This is a genomic window from Thalassolituus sp. UBA6592, assembly GCF_002433655.1.
Taxonomy (GTDB): Bacteria; Pseudomonadota; Gammaproteobacteria; order Pseudomonadales; family Oceanobacteraceae; genus Venatoribacter.
On sequence record NZ_DJIO01000038.1, the window covers coordinates 2,506 to 14,400 of the forward strand.

The 11,895-nt window shown below is 51.6% G+C and carries 11 protein-coding genes and 1 pseudogene; 2 read left to right on the top strand and 10 right to left on the bottom strand.

Features of this window, described 5'->3' with window-relative positions:
* Window positions 1-512: 512 nt before the first annotated feature.
* From B2Z72_RS03265 to B2Z72_RS03300, 9 genes and pseudogenes are all read right to left on the bottom strand, one after another.
* Window positions 513-1,253: an SDR family NAD(P)-dependent oxidoreductase gene (locus tag B2Z72_RS03265; protein ID WP_296983645.1), complete on the bottom strand. Its 741-nt coding sequence runs from the start codon at window positions 1,251-1,253 to the stop codon at window positions 513-515.
* Between the two features lie 490 nt (window positions 1,254-1,743).
* A complete protein-coding gene (locus tag B2Z72_RS03270; RefSeq protein WP_296983646.1) occupies window positions 1,744-2,067 on the bottom strand; it encodes a hypothetical protein in 324 nt (107 codons plus the stop codon).
* Between the two features lie 32 nt (window positions 2,068-2,099).
* Window positions 2,100-2,825, bottom strand: a complete 726-nt coding sequence (locus B2Z72_RS19280; protein WP_414716371.1) for a UPF0149 family protein — start codon at window positions 2,823-2,825, stop codon at window positions 2,100-2,102.
* Window positions 2,805-3,371 (bottom strand): annotated as a pseudogene (locus B2Z72_RS19285) (UPF0149 family protein); the annotation flags it as partial. The pseudogene B2Z72_RS19285 and the gene B2Z72_RS19280, both read right to left, overlap by 21 nt.
* A gap of 101 nt (window positions 3,372-3,472) precedes the next feature.
* Complete coding sequence (locus B2Z72_RS03280; protein ID WP_296983650.1) at window positions 3,473-4,900, bottom strand: sulfite reductase subunit alpha; 1,428 nt, start codon at window positions 4,898-4,900, stop codon at window positions 3,473-3,475.
* Window positions 4,900-5,727, bottom strand: coding sequence for a DUF4198 domain-containing protein (locus B2Z72_RS03285; protein WP_296983652.1), 828 nt, complete (start codon window positions 5,725-5,727; stop codon window positions 4,900-4,902). Before B2Z72_RS03285 ends, B2Z72_RS03280 begins: the two co-directional genes overlap by 1 nt.
* A gap of 229 nt (window positions 5,728-5,956) precedes the next feature.
* Entirely contained in the window at window positions 5,957-6,481 is a 525-nt protein-coding gene (locus tag B2Z72_RS03290) for a DUF2271 domain-containing protein (protein WP_296983654.1), read from the bottom strand.
* A 10-nt stretch (window positions 6,482-6,491) separates the two neighbouring features.
* On the bottom strand, window positions 6,492-7,088 hold the full coding sequence (locus B2Z72_RS03295; RefSeq protein ID WP_296983655.1) for a PepSY-associated TM helix domain-containing protein: 597 nt from the start codon (window positions 7,086-7,088) through the stop codon (window positions 6,492-6,494).
* 80 nt (window positions 7,089-7,168) lie between these two features.
* Complete coding sequence (locus B2Z72_RS03300) at window positions 7,169-9,253, bottom strand: TonB-dependent receptor domain-containing protein (RefSeq protein ID WP_297004156.1); 2,085 nt, start codon at window positions 9,251-9,253, stop codon at window positions 7,169-7,171.
* Window positions 9,254-9,603: 350 nt separating this feature from the next.
* Here B2Z72_RS03300 and B2Z72_RS03305 point away from each other — a divergent pair, with 350 nt between their 5' ends.
* The gene (locus B2Z72_RS03305; protein WP_296982559.1) at window positions 9,604-9,885 is read left to right on the top strand and encodes an antibiotic biosynthesis monooxygenase family protein; all 282 of its coding nucleotides are present in this window, start codon (window positions 9,604-9,606) and stop codon (window positions 9,883-9,885) included.
* 56 nt (window positions 9,886-9,941) lie between these two features.
* Here the strand turns inward: B2Z72_RS03305 and B2Z72_RS03310 are convergent, their stop codons facing one another.
* Entirely contained in the window at window positions 9,942-10,568 is a 627-nt protein-coding gene (locus tag B2Z72_RS03310; RefSeq protein ID WP_296982558.1) for an alpha/beta fold hydrolase, read from the bottom strand.
* Between the two features lie 364 nt (window positions 10,569-10,932).
* On the opposite strand from B2Z72_RS03310, the gene B2Z72_RS03315 reads away from it, so the two are divergent.
* On the top strand, window positions 10,933-11,895 hold a 963-nt coding region (locus B2Z72_RS03315; protein ID WP_297004158.1), incomplete at its 3' end, for a cbb3-type cytochrome c oxidase subunit I.

Below are 11,895 nucleotides of genomic sequence, written 5' to 3' on the forward strand. Positions count from 1 at the left end.
AACGTCCGGCTGCACTGGATTTCGTAGCTTAAGCAACTCCTACAGGTGATTGAGGACGTATAAGAGTCCGGCTATCGCCGGATTTCGCAGCTGAAGCAGCTCCTACAGGTGATTGAGGAGGTATAAGAGTTCGTCTGCACTGGATTTCGTAGCTTAAGCAACTCCTACAGGTGATTGAGGACGTATAGGAGTCCGGCTATCGCCGATTTCGCGGGTGAACCCGCTCCTACAGGTGATTGGGACGTATAAGACTCCGGCTATCGCCGGATTTCGCAGCTGAAGCAGCTCCTACAGGTGATTGAGGCGTATAAACGTCCGGCTGCACTGGATTTCGCAGCTGAAGCAGCTCCTACAGGTGATTGAGGCGTATAAACGTCCGGCTGTCGCCGGATTCGCAGCTGAAGCAGCTCCTACAGGTCAACGGACGTGAGACTGAGTCCGGCTATCGCCGGATTTCGCAGCTGAAGCAGCTCCTACAGTAATCGGTAAGACTGTTGTTTAAAGAGCGCAGTTCAAAACGCCAGCACGCTGCCATCCCAATGCAGCAGGTGGCCATTCTGTTCCGGGCTGAGTTCTTCTAACACCTTGCTTAACCGCTCTGCCGTTAACTCCGGAGTGTAAAGCCTGCCCTCTTTGATATTGGCCTGAAAGGGTTCGGATAACGCGCTGTCGGTGGTGCCTGGATGGGTGGCGACGACGATGCTACCTGGGGCTTTGCGCTGCCATTCGATGCTGAGGGTTTTTATAAACATATTCAGCGCGGCTTTGCTCATGCGGTAGCTGTACCAGCCACCAAGCTGGTTGTCGGTGATGGAGCCGACCATGGCGGAGAGTGACATCCATTTCAGTTGTGCGTTGCGTTTAATGAGCGGTGCAACCGCCTGGGCAAGATGAATATGCGCCAGCAGGTTGATTTGCATATTGTGCAGCAGAAAGTCATCAGTGATGTTTTTTAAGGCTTTTTCTGGCTGGCGTTCTTTTGTGTGCAGAATACCGGAGCAGACGATCACGGCATCCGGCAGGCCATGGGATTTCAGCCATGCGGTGATGGAGGGAATATTGGCGGCATCGACCAGATCGGTTTGCAGGTGTTCATGGTTGCACTGCGGATCTGACCCGTCTCTTTCTCGTGAGTTTCTGTCTTCCCTGCCAATGGTCAGCACGCGTGCACCGGCGTTTTGCCAGTGTGCGATTAAGGCCTGGGCAATCGTGCCACCGGAACCGGCGATGAGGATGTTGTGAATATTGGTCATGGCAATATCCTGCCCTTTTGACGCCATTATGGGAAGGGATTCGGGTTCGGTGGGTTTGGATTGAAAGGGTTTGATGGAGATTGAAGGCGACGGATGGATGGATCACATAATGTCCGGCTGCGCCGGATATCGTAGCTGAAGCAACTCCTACACCTACAATTGAAGCAGAACGCGAGACCGGGTCCGGCTGAGCCAGATATCGTAGCTGAAGGAGCTCCTACAGGTAATTGAGGCGTATAAGAGTCCGACTATCGCCGGATTTCGCAGCTGAAGCAACTCCTGCACCTATAATTGAATCAGAACGCGAGACCGGGTCCGGCTGAGCCGGATTTCGCAGCTGAAGCAACTCCTACACCTACAATTGAATCAGAACGCGAGACCGGGTCCGGCTGTGCCGGATTTCGCAGCTGAAGCAACTCCTACTCCTACTTCTACTTCTAAATGGTAAGTCGTGGCCATGAGAAACAACACCCCATACACCAAAAAGTCTCTATCTGGATCTTTCGGGATACATAATCCGCAGATAAAGCCAGACAAATGGAAAAACGACAAAAGCGCTCAGATAAAGCAGAGGTGGGAAAAAGATCAGCAGCAGCATGATAAAAGGCGCTGCGACAACGCCAATAACGATATAGCCGAACACCAGCGTTAAAACGTGCTCGATTTGGTAATGAATCAGAAGAGTTATAACCAGTGGCAACAGAACTACGACCAGCAGCAAGCCGGTTAAGAATCGCTTCCATGCTGGTCGTACTTTCCGGGTCTGTTGTTTGTTTTGCGCTTGCTTATTTTTCACTTCCTTGGCTTGCGTCATCCTGGACTCCTTTTCCCTGCATATTATTCAGGTCAGTGAAGGCAACACTGTTTGTATTTTTTACCACTGCCACAGGGACATGGTTCGTTACGCCCTACTTTGGGCGCATCCCGCACAACGGTCCGTGGTATTTCTTCAGCAGCTTTTCGTACATCAGACCAGAACTGGTAAATTTTTATGACGGCAGGTGTTATTTCGGCAACGGTTTGCTGATGTTCCTCCAGTGACAGAGCTTCCAGTACGTCGAAATTGTCCTCACGGCCGTGGAGAGAGATAGCATACAAACAGGAACTGATCTCTTCTGGCATGTCAGGCCAACAACAAAGATCAACGCCGCGCATATAACCAAAGGCCCATTCTTCTGCGACATAAACAATGCCTTGTTCGGTTTCGCTGTAGGGTAGCAATACTTCGTAGTGTTCCGGGCTGCTGACTAATACCGTCTCAATGGAGACCATATGCTTGGATACAAGCTGCAGAAAATGAAGTTCTTCCTCTTCTTCCCAGTCCGGCAGATAACTGTCATTGCCTGCTTTATTCCATAATGCTGGGTACCACTGATCCGGATAAATCATATTTGGACTGGAAACCACTGCAGCACAGAAACCATCCAGCTCGGCCATACAAAGCACAGAGTCGTCTGTTCCGTACTTCATCAGGATATCCTCAAGCCAGCCAATCTCATCCTCCGTCAGGAAGATATCTGAGATGTCCTCCTCATATACCGGCTCTCTGCGCTCAATCCAGTACTTAAAAATATCACTGGCCGCAGGCCCTAGCTGAGCAACCAGTGCCTGATATTCTTCATCAGTAAGTGAGCTCAGTTCTTCCTGCCCTTCATCGTTAAAAAACATGGCCATAACGGCCATTTTTTCAGCCACTGTCTCAGGCTTGTCGACGACGCCCCAAAGTTCAGAAGCGTACAGGTAACCTTTACACCAGCCTTGCGGGAAGAGAAATTGCGGACGATGAATATCGTTGACGCTGAGAATAGGTTCGTAGTTTTCCGGGGAGCCCATCAGCGTATCAATCAGGCTGTTTATATGGCGCATGGTCAGCACCATAAAATCCTGGTAATCGGCTTCTTTTTCCCAGTCAGGTTCAAACCCCCGGCCACCCCAGATTTCCGGATACCACTCGTTGGGGCGAATCAGATGGGGTCCAGAGACAATAGCCGTCAGGTAGCCATCAAGCTCGTCGACGGAAAGCAGACCATAGTCTTTCCCGTATTGCTGAAGAAGATCATCCAACCGTTCGACTTCTTCCCCGAGCAGCGGCGCGTTAAGTTGAGGGTCCGGCAACATATGCCTCTCCAGAGATGTAAATTTCGTCAGAGAATATCATTGCCAACGCTTCAATTCACTGACGCATACGGAGATCAGGTGCGATATCCTGATACTGTGCCTCAGTACACATCCCGGCGATAACGGTCGCTGAGCAGCAATTGCTGCATGGTGGTTTCGCCCAGCAGGTTTTTTAAGGTGTCTTCAACGCCTTTGGCCATCCCATCGCGGCTGCCGCAAATATAGAGGTAAGCGCCTTTTTCCAGCCAGTCTTTCAGCTGTTCTGCTTTGCTTTCCAGTACGTGTTGAACATAACCTGCATGGCTGAATTCCGCCGGTGGCGTTTCATGGCTGTCGAACTCATGATTAATAAACCGTGAGTAGGCGAAATCAAGCTGTTGCAGTTCGCCGCTGTACACCCAGCGCTTCAGTTCGGTATGCCACGGGCGGTCATGGGTCGGGCTGCGTTCACCAAAGATCAGCCAGTTACTGGACGGTTCTTCGCCACAGGTATTATTTAATTCACGTTGTTTTATGTGCGCGCGCAATCCGGCCAGCCCGGTACCGTTGCCGATTAATATCATAGGTGCGTGGTCGTCTGGCGCGTGAAATTTAGGATTGCTTCGCAGTGTTGCTTCGACACTGTCACCGGCTTTGGCGTTGTGGCATAACCAGCCCGAGCCAACACCAGGTTTACCGTCCGGAAAGTGTTGTTCGCGTACTAACAGGCGAATGCTGTTTTCCGCCGGAATACTGGCAATGGTGTATTCACGTTTTATGATGTTGCCCTGTTCGTCCGGCACCCAGAGTTCGGCAATATCACCGGCCTGCCACTGCGGTATCCTGCCGTGCCAACCAAGTTCAATCTGATACATGCCGCCACCCGGGCTGCCCGGGTTGATCCATTGGCGGTTGTGAAATATCAGTGTCCGGCTGTTATCCGACGGGTCTGGTTTTGGCGATGTCTGCGATGCGTCAGCGATGCCGTGTTCATTAAGCAATTGCTGCCATTTATTTAACGCAGCAGTATTCATATCGTCGACGGTGACGGTATCGAATAATGGCTCTGCACCGGCCTGCATTAACTGTTGATTCAGCCGTAAACCAAACGCACAGAAATGTGAGTATTCGCTATCGCCCAATGCCAGAACAGCAAAGCGGATGCCATTGACGTCTGCGTTTTGCAGCTGAGATAAGAACAGCCGGCCATTGTCTGGTGCTTCGCCCTCACCTGTAGTACTGGCAATAATAAGCAGCTGTTTAATGTGGGGAAATTCTTTGCTGTTACGACGGCTGTCGATCAGACTGGTCGCCTGATTTAATGCGACACACGGTGCAGATATCTGTTGTGCCAGCGTTTCTGCCAGCGTGCGTGCCTGCCCGCTTTCACTGGCATAAGCAACCAGAGTGGCAGATTCAGCAGTGTGAGCATTGTTTTTATTATACCGCTGCCGCCAGCGCATAATGGGCTGGCGGTAGCAGTATAAAGAAAATATCAGATACGCCAGCACCAGCGCGCCGGCGATCAGATAAGGCTGAGGGGTTAGCATCAGTCCGGCAGCACCTCAAATACTGCAGTGTAGGTTGCACTGCGCTGAGTGGCCGGTGCCTGTGCTTTATCGTCTTTGTATTCCGCTTCCATAAAGTAGCGGCCGGCGCCCTGCCAGTTCACAGTGATTTCACCGTTTTTATTGGTTTCCAGTTTAATTTCGTCCTGGCTGTTACGGTAGCGGGTACCTTCTTTAATCAGCACCACTTCGGCACCGGCCAATGGTTTACCATTCAGCATCAGTGCAAATTCTGCTTCTTCGCCCGCATACAGATCGTTCGGATGAGTCAGCGCTTTTAATTCCACGCCTTTACCGGTGATTTTCTGCACACTGTCAGATGGCTCGCCTGCAGTTACAAAGGTTTCAGCACGACGGTAGCTTTCAACCACGCGCAGTTCTTTGGCATCGGCCGGAATGGCTTTCTTAATTTCGTCCGGAGTCGCACTCTGACCACGGCCCGGGAACATATGGCGTTTGCCATCGGCGTCTTTCCAGAATGCGTTCATTCCAGCCATGGACATATACACGCGGTAGGTACCTTCCTGCTTCATGGTCAGATCAAAAACGGTACGCAGTTTACCTTTGCTGGCATTTTCTGGTTTTACTTCGCTTCCGTCTGGTGCAGTAATATGAATGCCTTCAGGGCGCAGGGCAACGTGGTCGAAATTAAAAATACTGTTGGAAACCGCCGCATCAAAGCTGACTGCAGGTTCTTCACCGGACAGTACAGTAACATCCGGCAGTATCCATAAACGGTGCGCCTGAACAGACAGAGTACCGGTAATTAATGAGGCAAATACCAGCGGCTTGATCATTCGTTTTAACATAATGTGCTCCTTGAGTTCTGGTGTACGGCTAGTTCTGGTGTACGGCTAGTTCTGGTGTACGGCTAGTTCTGGTGTACTGGGGCATATAAAACGGTGTTTAACTGACTCCCAGATTTAAACGTGCGCAGTGTGTCGGTTGCCAGATATCGTTGTTGTCGTGTTGTCAGTTGTTCTTTGGCGCTGCTTTTCATTTTCAGATCGTCAGTTTCAGATCGTCATTTTCAGTTCATCAGGGTTTGATCGTCAGGGCTATTTCACCCAGTTCGGATTCGCCCTGAACGGTTAGCGTCTGCGCTTTATCTGCAGGCCAGCTGAACGGAATATTGAGAATTTCACGTCCGCCTACTTCACGGGCCGCTTCAACACGCAGGCGGTATTCACCATCAGCCAGATCTTTCAGCTGCGCTTTACCGGCAGTAAAGCTGAGATCGTATTTGCCTGGGCCCTGGGTCGCGGCACTGACACCATCCACCGGCATTTCCAGACTGCGGCCACTGCGACGCCACCACTGACGCATGTCTTTCAGCCATTTTTTGCCTTCGTCATCACGCATATCGGTGTCGTACCAGACGGCGAGATTGATCACTTCTTTGCTGTCTTTATTTTCCAGCCACACCGCCACGTAGGGGTTGTGGTATTCCGCCACGGTCATTTCCGGAATTTCGACAGACACGTCCAGCTCTGCAGCCTGCACAGAGGAAGCTGCTGCTACGGCAAAGGTCAGCGGTAACAGAGTGCGGGTCATGGTTTTCATACAATCTCCATCAATGAAGGGTCAGAACAATAATAAGCAGTGGAATCAACACCCCGAGTCCCACCATGGGCCAGGTCGACGGACGCTGGCGGGCATAACGCACCAGCAGCCATAAACCGCTCAATGAGAACACCAGACAGAGCACGGAAAACACGTCGATAAACCACGCCCATGCGCTACCGGTATTGCGGCCTTTGTGCAGATCATTCAGGAACGAGATCACACCGCGACTGGTGTCTTCGTAAATCAGTTCACCGCTTTCGCGGTCAATGCTGAGCCAGGCATCACCACCGGGTTTGGGCATGCCCAGATAAACTTCGGAGTCATCCCATTCAGCGGCAGAATCCGGTGTACTGATGTTGTATTCCTGCAACAGCCACTGGCGCACGCCCAGCGGTAATGGGCCATCCCCGCGCTTGTTCAGCAGAGTAAGTATTCCGTCACTCAGCTCAGCTTCCACCGTAGTGGTCTGTGGGCTGGCTTCGATATCCGCCGCGTGATTGAGCGTGATCCCGGTGAAAGCGAACAGCACCATACCAACCAGACAGACAGCCGAGCTGATCCAGTGCCACTGGCGTAATGTTCCGGGGATGATACTTCCCAGCAAAAGATAATGATTCCTATTTAATTTAAGGCATCATAATGAGAATGCCCGGGTCATGACAACCCGGGAAACGTAGATAAATGTCAGAAATCGACGGTTAAGCCCACATTCAGACGACGGCCGTCCAGTACAACGTCGTAGTCTTCATTAGTGACCTGACGATTAAGAACGTTATAAACACCGGCTTTTACGGTGGCATCCGGGTTCAGTTTGTAGTTCAGACCGGTATCCACAAAACCATAGCCAGGGGTCGCATCAGACAGCGAGGTACGGCTCAGGTACTCGCTCGCTTCACCACGGTAGTTACCCTGCAGCCACAGACCAAGAGCCGCAGTGGTCTGCCAGTCGAAGCTGACGTTGGCCATGTTTTTCGGGTTTTTGTTCAGCGGATCACCTTTGAACTCACCGCTCTTCTGCTCAGATTCGGTGTAGGTGTAGCTGGCAGCCATGGTCAGAGCCGTAGTGATGCCATAATCCACAGTGATTTCCACACCGCGCAGCTGGGCTTCAGAAATGTTGTTCTGAGTGCTGATAAAGCGGTAGTTGTTAGGGCCATAGCTACAGATCCAGGTCGCCGGATCGTTCTCGTCGTAGCCCGAGTTGGTAGCTACATCGGAGTCACAGGTGCGCTCTTCAGCGATCTTGTCTTCATAGTCGGTCTGGAACAGCATCACACTGGTGGTGAAGTCGGCAGTCATCGCACTGTAGACGAAGCCGGCTTCATAGCTGGTGCTTTTCTCCGGATCCAGATCCTCGTTACCGATAATCAGAGCGTTTGGAACATCGCGACCGGCCGGGCGCTGACGACCACCGGTTGCCTGACCAAAACCTTCGGTCGCGTTTGGCAGTGTTGGCTGCTTGTAGCCGGTGGACACACCACCCTTAAACGTAAAGCTGTCGTTGAGGTGATAAACCGCATACACACGCGGCGTCAGGTGACCACCGAACAGTTCATCATCGTTGTAACGCAGGCCCGTGGTAACGTTCAGATCCTGGCTTACCGCCCAGTCTGCTTCGACGTAGGCTTCGCCCAACCAGCGATCCATTTTGGTTTCAGCACCGGCCACACCAGCGGTGTACAGACCATTGGTTTCATCCACCAGTTTTTCCTGACGGTAGCGGCCACCATAGCTGATGACGTTCATGCCCAGACTCTGAACCACATTGGATTCCAGCGTGTACACAGTTTCTTTCTTAGTGGCGTCATCACGCTCAAGATCAGACACATCCTGCTGAATGTAAGTACGTACGCGGGTACCGTTGGCATTCTGATAAACGTGGTTCAGCGAGAAAACGTCTTTACGGAAGTTGCTGATGGCGGTATCGACCGGATTACCACGGGTATCCACTTCAGCAACACTGACGCCAGGCGTTGCCATGCTGCGGTATTTGGAGACATCGAAATCGGCACTGAATTCGTGGTTAGCGAATGGCGTCAGCGTCAGACCACCGGCAATTTTACGGCGGGTACTTTCCGGGCGACTGCCGGCAGATTTTCCACCACCAATGTAATCAGATTCGTCGTCATAGACCCAGCTGCCATTAACGTTGGCTTTCAGCAGGCCTGGCACCAGAGCGCCGCTGGTATAGACGTTAGCGCGCATACCATCGTTCAGTAGTTGGCTCATGGAATCGATGTATTCCAGGCCAATCTGACCGTGCCACTCTTCACCGCCATCTTTGGTGATGATGTTCACAACACCACCCATGGCGTCAGCACCGTACAGCGAAGACATAGGGCCACGGATGATTTCGATACGCTCAATGGCAGACAGCGGCGGCAGCGCCAGATCCTGAGTACCGGATGCGGTACCGTTAGTGTTGACGTTACGGCCGGCAGACAGAGGCTTACCGTCGATCATATACAGCGTGTAATCGCCGGTCATACCACGGATGCTGATTTCCTGAGAGTCACCACCGCCACTGACGTAAACGCCAGGAATGTTACGCACGGCATCCATTACGTTGGTGTAGGACTTCTTGTTCAGTTCTTCAGCGCTGATCACACTGATACTGGCCGGCGCATCAATGATGTTCTGTTCAAAGCCTGAGGCAGTAACAACGGTTTTGCCCAGGTCAACTTCATCCTGCGCGTACGCCTGTCCTGCCAGAGCGATGCTGACTGGCAACGCTGCTTTGATAAATGCCGGATAGTATTTTGCTTTCATAACCCACCTTACGTCGTGATCTGATCAGGCACAGATTGCCTGCGCCGAAGTTGATGGGAATGTTATCAGCTAAGAATCTTATTGATAATAATTTGCATTAAGAGTTCTTGGAACAATCTGTTCCGGGCCTTTACATTTAATGGGATTGACTCTTATTTGCAATATGATCAAGGAAAATGAATTAGCCCTTAGCCGTGGTTGCATCAGAGAGTCACTGGCGGTTATAAAACCGTTTTACCAATATAAGGACGGCGGTAAGCGAACGGAGAACCGCGCAGCTGCGCGAAATTGATCCGCACAACTTATCAGCCTCTGAAACACCCATAGCATTAAGACAATAAGGAACCTGCATGATCAAAGTGATTATCGAGCGTCAGATCGCCGAAGGGATGGAGTCCACCTACGAGCAGATTATGAAGAACATGCTGCGCACCATGGTAGAAGCACCTGGCTACACCTCCGGCGTAAACTATAAAGACGCCAAAGACAGCCTGCATCGCGTCATTATTACCAACTGGCAGGACGAAGCCGCCTGGGATAAGTGGAAGAACACAGATCAGCGCGCTGCCCTGCTGGCGGCCATTAAGCCGATTCTGAAAGACAGTGAGAAGATCACCATTCTCACAGCCTGATACGGCAGCTGCTCTGTCTGAATAAAAAGGCCATGAGATTCTCATGGCCTTTTACGTTATGACAGGCAACGGCGGATAAGCTCAGCCAGTGCATCCGCCGTGGTCTGCAGATGCTGTTGCTGGGTGAAGCCGGATTTCACTCTTGGCTTCAGATCGTGATTACCGTCTTCCAGCCACAGCAACTCAATATCATCCGCCAGATCATAGCCGGACACCTCCTCCTGAGAACCCAGCGCATCACGGGTACCCTGGGCAATAAACAGGGGTTTGCTTAGCTGCTGCAGATGATCGGTGCGCAGATTGTCCGGTTTACCGGGCGGGTGGAACGGGTAACCCAGACATCCACAGCCTTTAACAAATGGAGACTCCTGTGTCTGCGCCAGCACAGAAGCAACCCGCCCGCCCATGGATTTACCACCAATCACACAGGGGCGACCGAGCAGATTCACCAGCTGTTCATAATCTTCCAGCAGTGCCGGCAGACGGTTTGGCGGACGCTTTTTACCATCTTCTTTGTTCATTTCCATATACGGGAAATTGAAGCGCACCACACAGATGCCCCGTTCCGCCAGCAGCTCGGCCATATTGACCATAAACTCACTGTCACTGGGAGCTCCGGCACCGTGGGCCAGAATAAACAACGGACCGTTATCTGGCCCGTTCTGTACAAATTTTTTACTCATGTCTTGTCTTACTCCCGGGATGTTCCGCTCTTTCGTCCCACTGCTTAAATAGTCAGTCCTGTATTTTGTCCTTCTTGCGCTATATCAAGATCAGCCAATGTCGTTTCCTTATGATTTGCCAGAACGCTAAAAGGATTAACTGAGGTTCATTCTTTGCTGCGCGAAGGTTATGGGAATCTGCCGGTCCTGACCAGACCTTGATGAGAGTCATTCTTATCCAGACCTCCATAACTTGATAAAAAGCAGGTTAACCTGCTGTAAAATCAGGTGTTTTTAGCGTGTCGGATTGCAAACAGCACTCCCAGACACCATAATTGCGCCGATTTTTTTAACCCTCAATCCCGCTGTTAAATGGAATCTGATCATGAGCACAGCATTTGACCATCCCGAGTACAACTACAAGGTGGTAAGACAATTTGCCATCATGACTGTTGTTTGGGGCATTGTCGGTATGGCGGCCGGTGTTTTAATCGCTGCCCAGCTGGCATGGCCTGCTTTAAACTTCGATACCCCTTGGCTGTCTTTCGGACGTTTACGTCCGCTGCACACCAATGCGGTTATCTTTGCCTTTGGTGGCTGCGCACTGTTCGCCACTTCTTACTACATCGTGCAGCGCACCTGTCGCACCCGTCTGTTCTCAGACACTCTGGCGTCCTTCACCTTCTGGGGTTGGCAGCTGGTTATCCTGTCCGCAGCCATCACGCTGCCGCTGGGTATCACCTCTGCTAAGGAATACGCTGAGCTGGAATGGCCGATCGATATTCTGGTGACTCTGGTGTGGGTAGCTTATGTTGTGAACTTCCTGGGTACCGTTGCTATCCGTAAAGAAAGCCACATCTACGTTGCCAACTGGTTCTTCGCTGCATTCATGATCATGATTGCGATTCTGTACATTGGTAACAACCTGGTTATCCCGGTTTCCCTGACCAAAGCTTACTCTATCTGGCCTGGCACCATTGATGCCATGATCCAGTGGTGGTGGGGTCACAACGCGGTAGGTTTCTTCCTGACTGCGGGCTTCCTGGGCATCATGTACTACTTCGTTCCTAAGCAGGCTGGCCGTCCGGTTTACTCTTACCGTCTGTCCATCGTGCACTTCTGGGCTCTGATTTCCATCTACGTATGGGCCGGTGGTCACCACCTGCACTACTCCGCTCTGCCTGACTGGGCACAGACTGCGGGTATGGTTATGTCCCTGATCCTGCTGGCTCCATCATGGGGTGGTATGATCAACGGTATGATGACTCTGTCCGGTGCGTGGCACAAACTGCGTAACGACCCTATCCTGCGCTTCCTGGTGGTATCTCTGTCTTTCTACGGTATGTCT